This window comes from Promicromonospora sp. Marseille-Q5078 (genome assembly GCF_050315395.1).
Taxonomy (GTDB): Bacteria; Actinomycetota; Actinomycetes; order Actinomycetales; family Cellulomonadaceae; genus Isoptericola.
Window position 1 is genome coordinate 3050181 of record NZ_JBNPQG010000001.1, and the last position, 17336, is coordinate 3067516.

General features: G+C 74.2%; 17 protein-coding genes, 3 tRNA genes and 1 pseudogene. 7 read left to right on the forward strand and 14 right to left on the reverse strand.

The genetic code is table 11. The features are described from left to right. Positions 1 to 31 precede the first annotated feature (31 nt). Positions 32 to 451, reverse strand: coding sequence for a ribonuclease HI (rnhA, locus tag ACQFYA_RS14225; protein ID WP_499127539.1), 420 nt, complete (start codon positions 449 to 451; stop codon positions 32 to 34). Positions 452 to 633: 182 nt separating this feature from the next. Between rnhA and ACQFYA_RS14230 the strand changes: the two genes are divergently transcribed. Beyond that, positions 634 to 1497, forward strand: coding sequence for an LLM class flavin-dependent oxidoreductase (locus ACQFYA_RS14230; protein WP_499125286.1), 864 nt, complete (start codon positions 634 to 636; stop codon positions 1495 to 1497). Between the two features lie 226 nt (positions 1498 to 1723). Here the strand turns inward: ACQFYA_RS14230 and leuD are convergent, their stop codons facing one another. Together leuD and leuC are read right to left on the reverse strand one after the other, a co-directional pair. Beyond that, complete coding sequence (leuD, locus tag ACQFYA_RS14235; protein WP_499125287.1) at positions 1724 to 2362, reverse strand: 3-isopropylmalate dehydratase small subunit; 639 nt, start codon at positions 2360 to 2362, stop codon at positions 1724 to 1726. Positions 2363 to 2390: 28 nt separating this feature from the next. Next, positions 2391 to 3866, reverse strand: coding sequence for a 3-isopropylmalate dehydratase large subunit (gene leuC, locus ACQFYA_RS14240; protein ID WP_499125288.1), 1476 nt, complete (start codon positions 3864 to 3866; stop codon positions 2391 to 2393). 153 nt (positions 3867 to 4019) lie between these two features. On the opposite strand from leuC, the gene ACQFYA_RS14245 reads away from it, so the two are divergent. The 3 genes from ACQFYA_RS14245 to ACQFYA_RS14255 all read left to right on the forward strand — a co-directional run bounded on the left by ACQFYA_RS14245 (position 4020) and on the right by ACQFYA_RS14255 (position 5903). Then, complete coding sequence (locus ACQFYA_RS14245) at positions 4020 to 4739, forward strand: IclR family transcriptional regulator (protein ID WP_499125290.1); 720 nt, start codon at positions 4020 to 4022, stop codon at positions 4737 to 4739. 173 nt (positions 4740 to 4912) lie between these two features. Next, positions 4913 to 5080: a hypothetical protein gene (locus ACQFYA_RS14250; protein WP_499125291.1), complete on the forward strand. Its 168-nt coding sequence runs from the start codon at positions 4913 to 4915 to the stop codon at positions 5078 to 5080. Positions 5081 to 5084: 4 nt separating this feature from the next. Next, positions 5085 to 5903, forward strand: coding sequence for a PH domain-containing protein (locus tag ACQFYA_RS14255; RefSeq protein WP_499125292.1), 819 nt, complete (start codon positions 5085 to 5087; stop codon positions 5901 to 5903). Between the two features lie 78 nt (positions 5904 to 5981). Here ACQFYA_RS14255 and ACQFYA_RS14260 read toward each other — a convergent pair. The 3 genes from ACQFYA_RS14260 to ACQFYA_RS14270 all read right to left on the reverse strand — a co-directional run bounded on the left by ACQFYA_RS14260 (position 5982) and on the right by ACQFYA_RS14270 (position 6356). Then, positions 5982 to 6054: transfer RNA gene (locus ACQFYA_RS14260), tRNA-Glu, on the reverse strand. Between the two features lie 62 nt (positions 6055 to 6116). Next, a tRNA-Glu gene (locus tag ACQFYA_RS14265) sits at positions 6117 to 6189 on the reverse strand. Between the two features lie 95 nt (positions 6190 to 6284). After that, positions 6285 to 6356: transfer RNA gene (locus tag ACQFYA_RS14270), tRNA-Gln, on the reverse strand. Positions 6357 to 6506: 150 nt separating this feature from the next. On the opposite strand from ACQFYA_RS14270, the gene ACQFYA_RS14275 reads away from it, so the two are divergent. After that, positions 6507 to 7328, forward strand: a complete 822-nt coding sequence (locus ACQFYA_RS14275) for a class I SAM-dependent methyltransferase (protein WP_499125293.1) — start codon at positions 6507 to 6509, stop codon at positions 7326 to 7328. A 20-nt stretch (positions 7329 to 7348) separates the two neighbouring features. Here ACQFYA_RS14275 and ACQFYA_RS14280 read toward each other — a convergent pair whose 3' ends face one another. Beyond that, the gene (locus ACQFYA_RS14280; protein WP_499125294.1) at positions 7349 to 8257 is read right to left on the reverse strand and encodes a LysR family transcriptional regulator; all 909 of its coding nucleotides are present in this window, start codon (positions 8255 to 8257) and stop codon (positions 7349 to 7351) included. Positions 8258 to 8326: 69 nt separating this feature from the next. Between ACQFYA_RS14280 and ACQFYA_RS14285 the strand changes: the two genes are divergently transcribed. Continuing rightward, complete coding sequence (locus ACQFYA_RS14285) at positions 8327 to 9475, forward strand: YeiH family protein (RefSeq protein WP_499125295.1); 1149 nt, start codon at positions 8327 to 8329, stop codon at positions 9473 to 9475. Positions 9476 to 9479: 4 nt separating this feature from the next. Here ACQFYA_RS14285 and ACQFYA_RS14290 read toward each other — a convergent pair whose 3' ends face one another. Genes ACQFYA_RS14290 through ACQFYA_RS14310 form a run of 5 tightly spaced genes read right to left on the reverse strand, consistent with a single transcriptional unit; the run spans position 9480 to position 14009 of the window. Beyond that, positions 9480 to 10292, reverse strand: a complete 813-nt coding sequence (locus tag ACQFYA_RS14290) for an HAD family hydrolase (RefSeq protein ID WP_499125296.1) — start codon at positions 10290 to 10292, stop codon at positions 9480 to 9482. After that, a complete protein-coding gene (gene gltX / locus ACQFYA_RS14295; protein WP_499125299.1) occupies positions 10285 to 11712 on the reverse strand; it encodes a glutamate--tRNA ligase in 1428 nt (475 codons plus the stop codon). The genes ACQFYA_RS14290 and gltX overlap by 8 nt, the downstream gene beginning before the upstream one ends. After that, a complete protein-coding gene (locus tag ACQFYA_RS14300; protein ID WP_499125300.1) occupies positions 11709 to 12278 on the reverse strand; it encodes an NUDIX hydrolase in 570 nt (189 codons plus the stop codon). The genes gltX and ACQFYA_RS14300 overlap by 4 nt, the downstream gene beginning before the upstream one ends. Before the next feature lies 1 nt (position 12279). After that, complete coding sequence (locus tag ACQFYA_RS14305) at positions 12280 to 13062, reverse strand: fumarylacetoacetate hydrolase family protein (protein ID WP_499125302.1); 783 nt, start codon at positions 13060 to 13062, stop codon at positions 12280 to 12282. 35 nt (positions 13063 to 13097) lie between these two features. Then, on the reverse strand, positions 13098 to 14009 hold the full coding sequence (locus ACQFYA_RS14310) for a methyltransferase domain-containing protein (RefSeq protein ID WP_499125303.1): 912 nt from the start codon (positions 14007 to 14009) through the stop codon (positions 13098 to 13100). Positions 14010 to 14131: 122 nt separating this feature from the next. On the opposite strand from ACQFYA_RS14310, the pseudogene ACQFYA_RS14315 reads away from it, so the two are divergent. Then, positions 14132 to 14755 (forward strand): annotated as a pseudogene (locus tag ACQFYA_RS14315) (heparan-alpha-glucosaminide N-acetyltransferase domain-containing protein); the annotation flags it as partial. A 439-nt stretch (positions 14756 to 15194) separates the two neighbouring features. Here the strand turns inward: ACQFYA_RS14315 and ACQFYA_RS14320 are convergent. Both ACQFYA_RS14320 and ACQFYA_RS14325 read right to left on the reverse strand, forming a co-directional pair. After that, positions 15195 to 16316, reverse strand: a complete 1122-nt coding sequence (locus tag ACQFYA_RS14320) for a glycosyltransferase (protein ID WP_499125304.1) — start codon at positions 16314 to 16316, stop codon at positions 15195 to 15197. Between the two features lie 3 nt (positions 16317 to 16319). Beyond that, positions 16320 to 17336: a phosphodiester glycosidase family protein gene (locus ACQFYA_RS14325; protein ID WP_499125305.1), complete on the reverse strand. Its 1017-nt coding sequence runs from the start codon at positions 17334 to 17336 to the stop codon at positions 16320 to 16322.

The following is a 17336-nucleotide window of genomic DNA, read 5'->3' on the forward strand; positions in this document are numbered from 1 at the left end:
GCGTCGCCCGCCGGCGCGTCCGGCGGGGTGCCTAGCGGACGGAGTCGACCCCGAGGTTCGCGAGGGCGTCCGCGCGCTCGTTGCCGGGGTCGCCGGCGTGCCCCTTGACCCACACCCAGCGCACGTCGTGCTTGGTGACCTCGGCGTCGAGGGCCTGCCACAGGTCGACGTTCTTCACGGGCTTCTTGGCGGACGTCGTCCAGCCGTTGCGCTTCCACCCCGCGATCCAGGTCTTCATGCCGTTCATCACGTACGACGAGTCGACGTGGATCACCACCGTGCTGGGCCGCGTGAGGGCGCGCAGCGCCTCGACGACGGCGGTCAGCTCCATCCGGTTGTTCGTCGTGACCCTCTCGCCCCCGTAGAGCTCCTTGGTGTGCTCCCCGAACCGCAGCAGCGCGCCCCAGCCGCCGATCCCCGGGTTGCCCTTGCAGGCACCGTCGGTCCACATCTCGACCGGTGGGTTCCCGTCCGTCCCGGGCGTCGCGGTCGTCACAGGGCTCTCGGGCGTCTCGGCAGGCACCCGCACACCCTACGGCTCGGGCGAGCGGGTGTCGGAGGCGGCCCGTAGCGTCGACGACGGCCACCTCAACGGCCACCGTTGAGGCCTCCCCCACGGCGAAGGAGTCGAGCATGAGGTTCGGGTTCGTCGGCAGCTTCGGCACGCCGGCGCAGCACGTGCAGCTGGCACGCGAGTGCGAGGAGCACGGCTGGGACGGGTTCTTCAGCTGGGACGCGGTCAGCATGGGCGACTGGGGCGGCGAGGCGCTCACCGCCTGGGACCCGTTCACGGTGCTGGCGGGTGCCGCGGTCGCGACCGAGCGGATCACGCTCGGCGCGATGGTCTTCGCGGTGCCGCGCCACCGGGCGTGGGAGCTGGCCCAGCGCGCCCTGACGGTCGACCACCTGTCGGGCGGGCGGCTCGTGCTCCCCGTGGGCGTCGGCGTGCTCGACGACCGGGGGTTCACGTCGGTCCCCGGGCAGGTCACGGCGCTGAAGGACCGCGCGCAGACGCTCGACGAGGCGCTCGCGTGGCTGGAGCGGTCGTGGTCCGGCGAGGAGTTCGCCGCCGACGGCGAGCACGTGCGGACGGGGCCCTTCCGGTTCGCCGCTCCACCGGTGCACGGGCGCATCCCCGTGTGGCCGGTCGGGGTGTGGGACGCGCAGCGCCCGCCGCTGAAGAACCTGCGCCGCACGCTGCAGTGGGACGGGATCGTCGTGCAGGTGCGCGGCACCACCCCCGAGGAGGCAGAGGCCGGTCCCGACGCGGTCCGCGAGCTCACCGCGTGGATCGCCGGGCAGCGGAGCTCCGACGCCGGCCCGTTCGACGTCGTCGCCTCCGGGACGCTCGCCGCCGACCCGGGCGAGGCGGCCGCGCAGGCGCAGGCCATGGCCGACGCCGGGGCCACCTGGTGGATCGAGTCGTGGTGGAACCCGACGACGGCGACGCCCGAGTGCCTCCTCGAGCGGGTGCGGCAGGGACCGCCCACGCCGTAGCCGGCGGCGCCGGGCGAGGCCACGCACTGTTCATCCGCGCGACACCCGGCACCCCCTTCCTCGAAGGCGGCACGCTCGCGCCGTACCTCGAGGACGCCGTCGGGCCGCTGCTGGGCGTCGGATAAGCGCCTGTCACGGCCCGCCAGAAAGACATCGAGCGTGCTGACTTGATCCCCCAACAGGCCGTTCGAGGATCAGGTCAGCACGCTCGATGCCGAACGCGGCGTCAGCCCACCGGGCGCGCGGGCTCGATCGGGACGCTCGGCAGGTGCTTGGCCGGCAGCGTCTTGGGACGCCAGGCGGCCCGCTCCTCCTCGAACGCCTTGATGTCGCCCTCGTGCTGCAGCGTGAGGCCGATGTCGTCGAGGCCCTCCATGAGGCGCCAGCGCGTGTAGTCGTCGATCTGGAACGGCACGGTCACGTCGTCGGCGTGCGCCGTGCGCGCGCCGAGGTCCACGGTCACCTCGGTGCCCGGCTTCGTCTCGAGGACCTTCCAGAGGAGCTCGATGTCCTCCTGCGCGACGATCCCGGCGACAAGGCCCTGCTTGCCCGAGTTGCCGCGGAAGATGTCCGCGAACCGGGGAGCGAGGACGACGCGGAAGCCGTAGTCCTTGAGCGCCCACACGGCGTGCTCGCGGGAGGACCCGGTGCCGAAGTCGGAGCCGGCGACGAGCACCGAGCCGGACTTGTAGGCGTCCTGGTTGAGCACGAACGTGGGGTCGCCGCGCCAGGCGGCGAACAGCGCGTCCTCGAAGCCCGTGCGGGTCACGCGCTTGAGGTAGACGGCGGGGATGATCTGGTCGGTGTCGACGTTGCTGCGGCGCAGCGGCACCCCGACGCCGGTGTGGGTGGTGAACTTCTCCATGGGGGTTCTCCTCGAAAACGCGGGGTGCTCAGACGAACGACGGGGCGGCCAGCGGCGCCAGGGGGGTGCCGTCGAACGTCGTGAGGTCGACGTCGCCGCCGAGCTCCAGGTCGGACACCGACGACAGGGTGCCGCGGATGGCGGTGGCCGCGGCGACGAGCGGCGAGACCAGGTGGGTGCGACCGCCCTTGCCCTGCCGGCCCTCGAAGTTGCGGTTCGACGTCGACGCGGCGCGCTCGCCCGGCGTGAGCTGGTCGGGGTTCATGCCGAGGCACATCGAGCAGCCGGCGTTGCGCCACTCGGCGCCGAACTCCTTGAAGATCACGTCGAGGCCCTCGGCCTCGGCCTGCAGGCGCACGCGCGCCGAGGCCGGCACGACGAGCACGCGCACGTCGTCGGACTTGTGCCGGCCCTGGAGCACCTTCGCCACCGAGCGGAGGTCCTCGATGCGGCCGTTGGTGCAGGAACCGATGAAGACCGTGTCGACCTTCACGTCGCGCAGCGGGACGCCGGGCTCCAGGCCCATGTACTCCAGCGCGCGCTCCGCGGCGACGCGCTCGTTCTCGTCCGCGATCTCGGACGGCACGGGCACCGACGCCGACAGCGGCAGGCCCTGGCCGGGGTTGGTGCCCCAGGTGACGAACGGCTCGAGGTCGGCCGCCTCCAGCACGACCTCGGCGTCGAACTCGGCGTCGTCGTCGCTGCGCAGCGTCTTCCAGTACTCGACGGCGGCGTCCCAGTCCTCGCCCTCGGGGGCGTGCGGGCGGCCCTCGAGGTAGTCGAACGTCGTCTGGTCGGGGGCGATCATGCCCGCGCGGGCGCCGGCCTCGATGGACATGTTGCAGATGGTCATCCGCGCCTCCATCGAGAGCGTCCGGATGGCCTCGCCGCGGTACTCGAGCACGTAGCCCTGCCCGCCGCCGGTGCCGATCTTGGCGATGATCGCCAGGATGATGTCCTTGCTGGTCGCGCCCGGGGGCAGCTCGCCGTTCACGGTGATCGCCATCGTCTTGAACGGGGCGAGCGGCAGCGTCTGCGTGGCGAGCACGTGCTCGACCTCGGAGGTACCGATGCCGAACGCCAGCGCGCCGAACGCACCGTGCGTGGACGTGTGCGAGTCGCCGCACACCACCGTCAGGCCCGGCATGGTGAGGCCGAGCTGCGGGCCCACCTGGTGCACGATGCCCTGGTCCGCGTCGCCCAGCGAGTGGATGCGCACGCCGAACTCGCGCGCGTTGTTGCGCAGCGTGTCGATCTGCGTGCGGCTGGTGAGGTCCGCGATGGGCAGGTCGATGTCGAGCGTGGGGGTGTTGTGGTCCTCGGTCGCGATCGTGAGGTCCGGGCGACGGACCGGGCGACCGGCGAGCCGCAGGCCCTCGAACGCCTGCGGGCTCGTCACCTCGTGGACGAGGTGCAGATCGATGTAGAGGAGGTCGGGCGCCCCGTCGCTGCCACGGCGCACCAGGTGCGCCTCCCAGACCTTCTCCGCCAGCGTGCCGGCCATCTTGAGCTCCTCGTCCGCCGCGTCCCCGCAGCCGTCGTGCGTGTGCTTGTCTCGATCGATACCGTCGAACGGCTCGGACCGTGAGACGGTTCCGTCCCGTGAGATGCGGTCCTCGACTTGCAATCTCAGTGGGCGAGACGTCAATATCGTCCTATGGACGATACTAGCGGAGTCGGCGTACTCGACAAGGCCGCGTCCGTGCTGGGCGCGCTCGAGTCAGGACCCGCCACCCTGGCGCAGCTGGTCTCCTCGACCGGGCTCGCCCGGCCGACGGCCCACCGGCTTGCCGTCGCGCTCGAGCACCACCGCCTCGTCGGCCGCGACATGCAGGGCAGGTTCGTGCTCGGACCGCGCCTCAACGAGCTCGCGACGGCGGCCGGCGAGGACCGGCTCCTGGCCGCGGCCAACCCCGTGCTCACCGCCCTGCGCGACCACACGGGCGAGAGCGCCCAGCTCTACCGCCGCCAGGGCGACCATCGCGTCTGCGTGGCCGCCGCCGAGCGACCGGTGGGCCTGCGCGACTCGATCCCCGTCGGCGCCACGCTCACGATGCACGCAGGCTCCGCGGCGCAGATCCTCCTCGCCTGGGAGGAGCCCGACCGGCTGCACCGCGGCCTGCGCGAGGCGGTGTTCACCGCGACGATCCTGTCCGGCGTCCGGCGCCGCGGGTGGGCGCAGTCCGTGTCCGAGCGCGAGCTCGGCGTGGCGTCCGTCTCGGCGCCCGTGCGCGGGCCGTCGGGCCGCGTCGTGGCGTCCGTGTCCGTCTCCGGCCCCGTCGAGCGCCTGACCCGGCAGCCGGGCCGCCTGCACTCGGCCGCCGTCGTCTCCGCCGCCAACCGCCTCACCGAGGTGCTGCGGCGCGCCGGCGAGTGATCGCCCCGTCACCCTGCCCCTGACCACCGGCCCGCCACGGGGCCGACCGGGCCCGGCCCGCCGCCACCCGACGCGGCGCGCCGGGCCCGGTGCTGTCGGGCCCCTGCCCAGGTCAGTACGCTCCTGGCTGACGGGGCAGCCCTGCCCCGAGACCCGAGAGGCGTGAGGACCTGATGCCCGCGAAGGCCAAGACACTGCTGATCTGGATCGTCGTGATCTTCCTGATCTACGCGATCGTGAGCAGCCCTGACCGTGCGGCGAACATCGTGACGGCGATCTGGGACTTCATCACCAACGCGTTCTCCAGCTTCGGGCAGTTCTTCTCGAACCTGACCGACTGACCTGGTGCACGACGTGGTCAGGGAGGAGCGCCGCCAGCGCGAGACGGTCCGTGCGCACGGTCATCTGCGCCGGTACGTGCTCCCGAACGAGCGCGTCATCGTCGCGACCCGACGGCACTGGGCGAGCCTCCTCGCGCCGATCGCGACGACGGTCGGCGCGTTCCTGCTGGTCGGAACCCTCGTCATGGCCACCCCGGTCGACGTGCGCGGGACGGTCCAGTGGCTGTGGGTCGCGTGGTTCGTCGTGGCGGCGCGCCTGGCCTGGAAGTGGCTCGAGTGGCGCTACGAGTGGTTCGTCGCGACCGACAAGCGGCTCCTGCTGCTCTACGGCCTCGTCGTGCACAAGGTCGCGATGATGCCGATGAAGAAGGTCACCGACATGGGGTACTCGCGCAGCCCCACGGGCCAGGTCCTCGGCTACGGCCGCTTCGACATGGAGTCCGCCGGCCAGGACCAGGCCCTGCGCACCATCCGGTACGTCCCGCGCCCGGACTCCACCTACCGCACCCTGTGCGACACCCTGTTCACGCCCGGCCGGTCCCACGACGATGACGACGACCTCCCCGGCGACGGCGGTCGGCGCCCCCCGGACGGCGCGCCGACGCCGGTGCCCGCCGGCCCGACGGTCGTGCCCGGGCGCAGCTCGTCCGAGGGGCCGCGCCCGACCACCCAGCCGATCGCGGTCCGGCCGGCGCACCCCGCGCCGCGTCCGCCGGAGGCCGAGCCGAGCCCCGGGGCCTCGCCGGTCACCTGGAAGCCCACCGGCGCGAGCTTCCACCACCCCAGCAGCGACGGCGGGAGCGTGCCCGAGCCGTACCTCTGACCGGCCGGCCGCACCCGCGGGGGAAAGTCAAGGGAACGACAAAGGCCCGGTCCGCATGGACCGGGCCTCTCGACTGTGTACCCCCAGCGGGATTTGAACCCGCGTTACCGCCGTGAGAGGGCGGCGTCCTAGGCCGCTAGACGATGGGGGCCTGGAACTGGTCCCGGCCGCGAGGCCGGACCATGCTGGAGTCCGACGAGCGGACCACCTGCGTACCCCCAGCGGGATTTGAACCCGCGTTACCGCCGTGAGAGGGCGGCGTCCTAGGCCGCTAGACGATGGGGGCCTATGACTCGACGACCTGGATGTCCTGGGCGTCGTGCCGGTGAGAACTCTAGCGCACCGGGTCCCGGCTTCCCGGGACGGGCGAAGAGCGCTGCGCTGGGGTACCAGGACTCGAACCTAGACTAAGAGAATCAGAATCTCTCGTGCTGCCAATTACACCATACCCCAATGGATCAGACCTACCCGGCAAATCCGACATCGTCGGAGCGACCGCGTCAGGCCCAACGTCGGAAAACATTACCGGACGTGAGGCCCTCGGCCAAAACGCGCGCGGGTGCCGTACGTCACCCCCTCGGACCGCCGTGGCAGGCTCGCCCCGTGCCCTCCCCCACGCCGCCCCGCCCCGCGCCCGAGCCCGCTCCTGACGGCCTCCCGCCGTCCGCGGACCCGCACTCGCACGCCGACCGCGCGGCGTCGTTCGACCGCGACGCCGCCGTGTACGCCCAGGTCAGGCCCGCCTACCCGCGCGAGGCCCTCGCCTGGCTCCTGCCGGCCGGGGCGCGGCGCGTCCTGGATCTCGCCGCAGGGACGGGGAAGCTCACCGCGGGGGTGATCGAGGTCCTCGGCGACGAGCCGGACGTCGTCGCCGTCGACCCGTCGGCCCCGATGCTCGCGGAGCTGTCCGCGCGGCTGCCCGGCGTCGCGACCCACCGCGGCACCGCCGAGGCCATCCCCCTGGCCGACGCGTCCGTGGACGCCGTGCTCGTCGGTCAGGCCTGGCACTGGTTCGACGCCGAGGCGGCCGCGGCCGAGATCGCCCGCGTGCTGCGACCGGGCGGCACGCTGGGCGTCGTGTGGAACGACCGCGACGCCGAGGTGGACTGGGTCGCGCGGTTCGGCGAGATCCTGCACCGCGGCGACGGCCTGGAGCCGAGGGCAGGGAACGACCCGCTGCCGGAGCTCGGCGCGGCGTTCACCGCCGTCGGGGCGTCCACGGTCAGGTGGGCCGACCGGGTTCCGGTCGCGGCGCTGCGCGTGCTCGCCGGGACGCGCAGCTACCTGCTCACGCTGCCCGAGGACGAGCGGGCGGACCGGCTGGCCGAGGTCGACGCGCTGGTCGCCGCGCACCCGGCGTTGATCGGCCGCACCGAGGTCGACCTGCCGTACGTCACGCACGCGTACCGGGCTCGCCGGCGCTGAGCCGGGCACGTCCCGGCGGCTCAGCGGGCGCCGGCGACCGCGGCCAGCCGCCGCGCCGACGCGGACAGGGTGGCGCCGTCCCGCCACACGACGCGCAGCCGGCGCGACAGGTCGAGCTGCGCGATCGGCACCGTGACCAGGTGACCGGCGTCGACGTCGTCAGCCACGGTCAGCGCGGACAGCACGGTGCACCCGTCACCGTGCCGCACCGCCGTCTTCACCGCCACGGTGGAGCCGAGCGTCGTGACGTGCGCCGGCAGCCGCACCCCGGCCTGGCCGAGCGCGTCCTCGAGCACGTCGCGGGTGCCGGAGCCGGCCTCGCGCAGCACGAGCCGGCCCGTGACCAGCGTGGCCGGCCCGACCGACCGCCGCCGCGCCCACGGGTGCGACGGCGCCACGACGGCGACGAGCTCGTCGTGGGCCACGGTGCGCGACCGCAGCCCGTGCCGCACCGTCGGGCTCTCGACGAAGCCGAGCTCGGCCGCGCCGTCGAGCACCAGCTCCATGACCTCGCGCGAGTTGCGCACCACGAGCTCGACGTCCGGCGTCGTGCCGCCGCGCTCGCGCTCTTCGCGCCCGAACGCCGCCAGCCACTGAGGCGCGAGGTACTCGGCGATCGTGAGGCTCGCCGCCACGCGCAGCCCGGGGGCCGGCGCCGAGCGGAGCGCCGCGGCCGCGTCCTCGAACCGGTCCACGGCCGCCACGACGTCGCGCGCCGCGTCCGCCACCCGGTGGCCGGCGGCGGTGAGCGCCGTCCCCCGCGGGCCCCGGGCGAGAAGCTCGAGGCCGAGCCGCCGCTCGAGGCGGTGCAGGCCGGCGGACGCCGTCGGCTGCGAGACGCCGGCCGCGCGGGCCGCCGCGCTGATGGAGCCGTGCGCGTCGAGGGCGACCAGCAGCTCGAGCGCCGCGAGCGGGGGACGTTCAGCCATAGCGTCAGTCTATGGATCGATCGGCACCTGACGCTTCCGCGTCGCCGCGCGGGTCGCGAGCCTGGTCACGTGCCCACCGCCCTCACCGCACCGCGCCGGACCGAGACCCCTCCAGGGACCCGCGCCACGACCCGCCTCGCGCCCGGCCTCGCGCTGGCCGCCGTGGCGACGGTCGTGCTCCTCGGCGTGAGCCGGCTCCTCGCGCCCGCGACGGGCGGCGCCGTGTCCCCGCTGGTCCTCGCGCTGCTGGCCGGGGCGGTGCTCGGTTCCGTGCTCGGGCGGGTCGTGCCCCGCCGCCGGGGCGCGGCGCGGTTCGCCGAGCGGGTCGGGCCCGGGACGGACTGGACCGCCCGCACCGTGCTGCGCGCCGGGGTGGTGCTGCTGGGTCTCCAGCTCTCCATCCCCGACGTGCTCGCGCTGGGCTGGCGCGGGATCGCCGTCGTGGTCGTCACGGTGACGTGCACCTTCGCCGCGGTCCTCGCCCTCGGGCGGCTGCTGCGCGTGCCGCGCGCGACCGCCCTGCTCGTGGCCACCGGCTTCTCGATCTGCGGCGCGGCGGCCGTCTCGGCGATGACGAGCGTGCTCGAGCGCGACCCGCGCACGGGCGCCGCGGCCCCCGCCCGCCTGCGCGACGACGTCGCCGCAGCGCTGGCGCTCGTCACCGTCTACGGCACGGTCGCGATCGTCGCGCTGCCGGCGCTCGCGGGGGCCCTCGGGCTCACCGACCACCAGGCGGGCCTGTGGATCGGCGCCAGCGTGCAGGAGGTGGCCCAGGTGGTCGCCGCGGCGGGCACCGTCTCGGCCGCGGCGCTGGCGACGGCGACCGTCACCAAGCTGGCGCGGGTCGCGCTGCTCGCGCCCCTCGTCGCCGGCGCGGGGGCGGTGCTGGCGCGCCGCTCGGCCCTCGCGGCCGCGCGGCAGGGGGACGCCGCGCCCGCGGCGGCCGACGGCCGGCGCACCCCGCTCGTGCCCGGGTTCGTGCTGGGCTTTCTCGCCGCGGTGCTGGTCCGCAGCACGGGGATCCTGCCCGACGTCGTCACGGACACCGCCCAGCAGCTCACGACCGTCCTGTTCGTGGCCGCGATGTTCGCCCTCGGCACCGGCGTGGACGTGCCGCGCCTCGCCCGCACCGCGCGCCGGCCGCTGCTGCTCGGCGCCCTCGGCTCCGTCGTCGTGACGGGCACCGGCCTCGGCGCGGTGCTGCTCCTCGCCCCCTGAGCTGTCAGAGGCCGAGCGCGGCCGCCAGCCCGGCGAGGCCGGGCAGCACGACGATCCCGTCGGCGCGCAGGGCGTCCGCGTCCACGTGGTGCTCGTCGTCGCGGCGCGCGCCGGGGCGGTCGAGCCAGACGCCCGTCAGCCCGGCGTCGCGGGCGGCGCGGGCGTCGGTCGTGGGCTCGTCGCCCACGTAGGCCGTGCGCGCGACGTCGGTGCCCAGGCGCCGGGCGCCCTCGACGAAGACGTCCGGGTGCGGCTTGCCGTAGCCGAGGGTGTCCACGCCCACGAGCACCGGCACGTCCGCGAGGCCGGCGGCGCGCAGCTTGCGCTCCTGCAGCCCGGTGGCCGCGTTCGTCACGACGCCGACCGCGACGCCGGCGGCGCGCAGCGCGTCGAGGGCCGCCGCGGAGTCGTCGAACGCCGCCCACGACCGCTCGAACGTGCCCCAGAACAGGGCGTCCCAGTCGGCGAACGACGACTCGGTGACCGGCTCGCCGCCGAACGTCCGGTGCAGGAGGTCGGCGCGCAGCCGCCGCTGCGTGAGGGCGTCCGTCTCGCCGCGCGTGTAGCGCTGGTAGTGCCCGCCCGGGTCGGAGCGCCAGTGCGCGAGCAGCTCCGGGTACCGGTCCACGGGCACGTGCGGCAGGTGCTCGACGGCGACCGCCGAGAGCGCCTTCGCGAACGCGCCCTTCGTGTCGACGAGCGTGTCGTCGACGTCGAGCAGCACGCCGTCGACGACGGGACGGGACGGGTCCCGGGTCTCGACAGGCTCGACCAGCGGGGTCGAGACGGGCTCGACCAGCGGGGCGCGCTCAGCCATCGAGGCGCGCCAGGGCGGCGTCGACGCGCGCGAGCGTGCGCTCGCGGCCCAGCACCTCGAGCGACTCGAAGAGCGGGAGGCCGATCGTGCGGCCGGTGACGGCGACGCGCACCGGCGCCTGCGCCTTGCCCAGCTTGAGGCCGTGCTGCTCCCCGACCGCCGCGACCAGGTCCTTGAGCGGCTCCGCCTCCCACGTCCCGAGGTCCGCGAGCGCCGCGCGGGCGTCCGTGAGCAGCTCGGCCGCGCCCTCCTTCATGGCCTTGGCCCAGGAGCGCTCGTCGTCGACTGGCTCGTCGAGGAAGAGGAAGTCGACGTTGTCGGTGATGTCGGCCAGCAGCGCGACGCGGGACTGCGCGAGCGGCGCGAGCTTCGCGAACGCCGCGGCGTCGTACTGCTCCTCGGTCCACGGCGCCCTCGGGGCGTGCAGCCACGGGTCGACGGCGGCGGTGAACTGCTGGACGTCCATCTCTCGGATGTACTCGCCGTTGAACGCCGTGAGCTTCTTGACGTCGAAGAACGCCGACGCGCTGTTGACGTCCTCGATGCGGAAGCGCTCGATCAGCTCGTCGAACGGCAGGATCTCCTCGTCGTTGCCCGGCGCCCAGCCGAGCAGCATGAGGTAGTTGACCATCGCGTCGGGCAGGTAGCCCTCGGCGAGATAGTCCTCGAGCGCCACCTTGTCGCGGCGCTTGGAGAGCTTCTGCCGCTTCTCGTTGACGATCACCGGCAGGTGCGCCCACACCGGCGGGGTCGCCCCCAGCGCCTCCCACAGCAGCTGCTGCTTGGGGGTGTTGGACAGGTGCTCCTCGCCGCGGATCACGTGCGTGATGCCCTCGTCCATGTCGTCGACGACGTTGGCCAGCAGGAAGACCGGCGAGCCGTCGCCGCGGGCGACGATGAAGTCCTCGAGCGCCGCGTTGGGGAACACGGGGTTGCCGCGGATCAGGTCGACGACCTGCGTCTCGCCCTCGTCGGGCGTGCGGAAGCGCAGCGCGCGGCCGGGCTCGTAGGTCAGGCCGCGGTCGCGGCAGAAGCCGTCGTAGCCGCCCTGCGCGTTGCCGGTGCGGGCGGTCACGTCGTCGCGGGTGCAGTCGCAGTAGTACGCGCGGCCGGCCTCGAGCAGACGCCCGGCGGCCGCGCGGTGCTTCTCGACGTTCTGCGACTGGAAGTACGGGCCCTCGAACGTCGGGTCCTCGGCGTGCATGCCGAGCGCGGCGAGGGCGCTGAGGATCCCATCGACCCACTCCGGCTTGTTGCGCGCCGCGTCGGTGTCCTCCACCCGCAGCACGAACGTGCCGCCCTGCTGCTTGGCGACCGCCCAGTTGAACAGCGCCGAGCGGGCGCCGCCCACGTGGAACATGCCCGTCGGGGACGGGGCGAAGCGGACACGGACGGCGGAGGAGCCAGCTGCGGGGATCACGGGGTCAAGCGTAGTTGTCCGTCCGCGGGGCACCGGACGCGGGCCACTGCGGCGGCCACCAGCTCCTGGAGGTCCGGGTCTGGCAGGTCGTCGACCGGCCACCAGCGGACGTCGAGCGACTCGTCGCTCACCGCGTGCTGCCCGCCCTCGGGCGCCACGGCGACGAAGCGTACGTCGAGGTGGTGCGCGTCGCCGCCGGGGCCGCAGAACGGCACGGCGTGCTCGTCGAGGTGCACCGGCACCGGGTCGAGGACGACGTCGAGGCCGGACTCCTCGACCGCCTCGCGGCGGGCGGCGTCGAGCAGCGTGCGGTCCCCCGGCTCGAGGTGCCCGCCGAGCTGGAACCACCGGCGCGCCTTGGCGTGCAGGGTCAGCAGCACCTTCGTGCGATCCGCCGAGAGCACGATCGTGGACGCCGTGAGATGGTCCGGCCGGCACGTGCGGTGGACGCCGTCCGGGTGCGCGCGCAGGTGCGCCACGAACCGGTCGCGCAGGACCTCCTGCGTCGCGGTGAGCGGAGTCGCGGACGCCAGCACGGCGATCGCGTCCGCGGTCAGGCCGGGCACCTCAGTCGCGGCGGAAGACCGGGTTGGACAGGACGCCGATCCCCTCGACCTCGCACTCGACGTGGTCGCCGTGGTCGATGCGGCCCACGCCGGCGGGCGTGCCGGTGAGGATGACGTCGCCCGGCAGCAGGGTCATCGCCCTGCTGATGTAGGACACGAGGAACGGCACGTCGAACACCATGTCCGAGGTGCGGCCGTCCTGCTTCGGCTCGCCGTTCACGCGCGAGCGCACGGCGACGTCCTCGGGGTTCAGGTCGGTGTCGATCCACGGGCCCAGGGGGCACGAGGTGTCGAACCCCTTGGCGCGCGCCCACTGGCCGTCGGTGCGCTGCGCGTCGCGCGCGGTGACGTCGTTGGCCACGGTGTAGCCGAGCACGTACGAGCGCACGTTCTCGGGCTCCACGTCCTTGCACACCTTGGAGATCACGACGGCGAGCTCGGCCTCGTAGCTGACCTCGCGCGTGAACTCCGGCAGCACGACCGGGTCGTCGGGGCCGACGACGGCGGTGTTGGGCTTGAAGAACAGCAGCGGAGCGGCCGGGACCTCGCCGCCCATCTCCTTGGCGTGGTCGGCGTAGTTCTTGCCGACCGCCACGACCTTGGACCGCGGGATCACCGGGGCGAGCAGCCGGACGCCGTCGCCCAGCTCGATCCGCTCCCCCGTCGGCATGGCCGGCATGTAGAGCGGGTCACCGCCCAGCACGGCGAGGTAGGTGCGGTCGCCCTCCTGCTGGACGAGGGCGAAGCGGGGGTCGTCTCCGGTGGTGAATCTCGCGATGCGCACGCGCCCAGGTTACGCGGGCCTCCCGGTCGGCACCGTCAGGCGCGGGCGAGGACCTCGCCGTGCAGGATGGCGAACCAGCCGTCGGGCGCCTGCGCCCACGCCTGCCAGTCCTGCGCGATCTGCTCGAGCCCGACGTCGTCCGCGAGACCGGCCTCCTGGGCCTGGACGGCGAAGTTGGACTCGACGCAGCGCTCCGCCCACAGCTCGCCCCACCACTGCCGGTCGGTCGGGGTGGCGTAGCACCACGACGACGCGGACGGCACGATCCCGTCGAGCCCGGCCTCCTGCACCCACGACATGAGGCGCCGGCCCGCGTCGGGCTCGAACCCGAAAGCGTGCGTGACCTCGTGGTACAGCTCGTTCCACTCGGTGAGGCCCGGCGACTCGGGGTACCAGGCCATGCCAGCGTAGTCGGCGTCGCGCACGGCGACCATCCCGCCCGGCTTGGCGACCCGCTTCATCTCGCGCAGCGCCGCGACCGGGTCGGACAGGTGCTGCAGCAGCTGGTGGGCGTACACGACGTCGAAGGTGTCGTCGGCGAACGGGAGCTCGTAGGCGTTCGCCTGCTCGAAGCGGACGTTCCCGTAGCCGAGCGCCTCCGCGTGCTCGCGCGCCGCCTCCAGCACCTTGGAGCTCGCGTCGACGCCCACCACCTCGCCGCCGGCGAGGATGCGTCCGAGGTCCGCCGTCACCGTGCCCGGGCCGCAGCCGACGTCGAGCAGGCTCATGTCGTCGCGCAGGTGCGGCAGCAGGAAGCCGGCGGAGTTCTGGGCGGTGCGGCTGCGGTGCGAGCGCAGCACGGACTCGTGGTGGCCGTGGGTGTACGACTCGGACTCCTTGCTGGGCACGGTGTGGTGCGTGCTCGGCGCCTCGATCGCGTCGTTGAGGTCGGCACCGGCCGGTTCGGGGGTGTCCTCGGGGCCGGGCTCCGTGCGCAGGTCGCTCATGGTCCCTACCGTAGTGACCGCACCAGGGCGCGGCTCAGAGGTTCTCACGCTGCGGGACGACGCACCTCACCCGGAGCGGCCCGGAGCGGCCCGGAGCGGCCCGGGGTGGCATCATCGCGCCCATGACCGCGGCCACCGGCGCGACGACCTCCCGCCTCCGCACGGGCCTGCGCCGCGTCGCCGGAGGGCCCGGCCGGGTCCCGGGAGTCGACGTCGCCCGCGGGATCGCCGTGCTCGGCATGTTCACCGCCCACGTCGGCGTCACGACCCCCGACGCCGGCCCCGCCTGGTGGCTGCTGGACCTGTCGCACGGACGGTCCTCGATCCTGTTCGCGCTGGTGGCCGGCATCTCCGTCGCGATCGTCTCGGGCGGCCCGCGGCCCCTGGACGGCGAGCCGCTGCGCCGGGCGCGCACCCGCCTGCTCGTGCGGGCCGTGCTGCTCCTGGCCCTGGTCGCCCTGCTCGACCTGCTCGGCACCCGCGTCCTGCTCATCCTCGGCTTCTACGCCTGCTACTTCGTGCTCGCGCTGCCGTTCCTGCGCTGGCCGCCGCAGCGGCTCGTGGCGCTCGCGGTGACGGTCGCGCTCGTGGGCCCCGTGCTCGCGTACTGGGGGCCGGAGGTGCTCGCCCGGGCGGGGCTGCGCCTGCCGCGCGACGGGTCCGGGGCCGTGACGGACTTCGTCCTCACCGGCGCCTACCCCGCGATCGTGTGGATGGCGTACGTGCTGGCGGGGATGGCGATCGGCCGCTGCGACCTGCGCCCGGCGCGGCTGCGCTCCGGGCTGCTGCTCGGCGGGCTCGCGGCCTGGTCCGTGTTCTCCCTGCTCTCGGGGTGGCTGGTGGGCGCCGCCGGCGGCGAGGAGGCGGTGGTCGCCCAGCGCGACGCGGCCTCGTCGGTCGACGGCGCGACGTTCGCCTGGGACGACCCCTGGCCGAGCCCCGCGGGCCTGCTCCTGGCCGGCCCGCACGACGACACCACGTTCGAGGCGCTCGCGTCGGGCGGGTTCGCGGTGGCGGTCGTGGGGCTGTGCCTGCACGTGGGAGGCGTCGGCCGCTGGGTGCTCGCCCCGCTGGCCGCGGTGGGGTCGATGGCGCTGACGGTGTACTCGTTGCAGATCGTGGCGATCTGGCACTGGGACCTGCTCGCGGCCAGCACCAACGGCCCGCTGGCCGTCCTCGTGCTCGTCACGCTCGTCGCGGCGACGGCGTGGCGGTTCCTCCTGGGTCGAGGGCCGCTGGAGCGGCTGGTGGGCCGGGTCGCGGATCGGGCGGCGGGAACACCACCTGACGCTGCACCGTCCAGCTCGCGAGGAACAGCGCGGCGTCCGTGAGCACCTTGGCGACGAGGAGCGGCACGCCGAGCGTGCCGTGCAGGGCGTCGAGCATGCCGTAGCTCGCGGCGAGGAGCAGCAGCGCCAGGGCCGCGTACCGCGCGGCGGACTCGCGCACGGGCGCCGGCCGCCGCGAGCGCCCGAAGACGAGGGCACGGTTCACGCCGAAGTTCACGGCCGCGCTGAGCACCCGCGCGCCGACGACGGCGAGCGCCAGGCTGCCGGTGGCCGCCTGCAGCGCGAGGAGCGCCCCGGCGTCGACCCCGAAGGCGAGCAGCCCCGAGACCGCGAACGCGAGCAGCGGCGCCATCACGGTCAGGGAGTCGCGGACCGGCCGGAAGTGCGAGGACGCGTTGTGGTCGACGTAGACGGTCTCGATCGGCACGCTCGCGACGACGGCGCCGCGCGCCGACGTCTCCAGCAGCACGCGCAGCTCGTACTCGTACCGGTCGCCGGTCACCTCGAGCAGCCACGGGAGGGTCGCCGCGCGGAAGCCGCGCAGGCCGGTCTGGGTGTCGCGCACGGGCAGCCCCGTCGCGGCGCGGAACGCGGCCCCGCTCAGGGCGTTCCCGACGCGGCTGCGCAGCGGCACGCCCGCGGAGGCGAGCTCGCGCTCCCCCACGACGACGTCCGCGCCCCCGGCCGCCAGCCGGTCGGCGACGGCGCGCACGCCGTCGGGCGTGTGCTGGCCGTCGGCGTCCGCGGTGACGACGTCGCGCCCGGGGTGGCGCTCGAGGACGCGCGCGAACGCGGTGCGCAGGGCCGCGCCCTTGCCCCGGTTGCCGTCGTGCCTCAGCACCTCGACGCCGCGCCGGGCGAGCGCGTCGAACACGGCGGCGTGCGCGGGTCCGGAGCCGTCGTCGACCACGAGGACGTCGGGCAGGCCGCGGGCGGCGAGGGCGCGCACGAGGTCCGGCAGCGTCGCGTCCGGGCGGTAGGCGGGGACGACGACGATCGGCGGCGCGGAGGCGGTCACGGCTCAGCCCGCCACGTACAGGATGTCGGAGGTGCCGCGCTCGCCGCCGTTGGAGGGGCGGTTGACGACCTCGCCGTCGAAGTACAGCGTCGAGGATCCGCCGCCGTCCAGGTTGTACGCCGTCGTGGCGCCCTGGTCGATCATGATCTGCGCCAGCTCGGTCATGGTCGCGCCGCGGCTGTACCCCGTGTCGCGGCCGTCGACGACGACGATGACCAGGTTCCCGTCGTCGTCCACCCCGATCGCCGTGCGCGGCTGCTCGCCCTGGATGGAGTGGTTGCCCACGTTGGTGTCGACCTCGACGTCCTCGATGCCGTCCACGGTCGTGCCGTCCTCGACCACGGCCGGGCCGAAGGACAGGGTGTTCCAGACGCCGGCGGCGACGAGCTCGTCGGCCGTGGTGGCCGTCTCGTCGTACACCTCGACCCGGCCGTCGGTGTAGAAGGCGAGGCCCTCGCGGGCGCCCTCGTCGCGGTAGACGACGCCGTTGCGGATGACGATGCCGGTGTCCCGGAACCCGTAGTAGTCGCCGTTCACCGCGAGGATCGCGCCGTTGTCCTGGGCGATGTCGCTGGTGTCCTCGGTGATGTTGGTGCCGAACTCGTCCTGCGCGAACGCCGAGCGCAGCTGGGTGGCGTTGTCGAGCGCGACGTGCGCCACGTAGTACGTCACCGTGTCGTCGCCCGAGCCCTGGGTGACGGTGTCGAGGGAGATCTCCGTGTCGTCGGAGGTGTACCCGTCGTCGGTGACCGTGCCGTCGGCCCCGTCGTCCGTTTCGCCGTCGTCGGTCGTCGCGCCCGCCTGCGCGGCCTCGTACGCGGAGACGTCCTCGATCTCGACGTGCTCCACGAGGAAGCGGTTCGCCGCCCACGCGGTGACGCCGCCGACGGGCAGCAGCAGGGCGAGCGAGGTGGCGAGGACGACGAGCCGGCGCGGACGACGCGGACGCCGCGGGCGCGCGGTGGGCTCGGCGGGGTCGGTCGGATCGGTCGGATCGGTCGGGTCGGTCGGTGTGGTCAT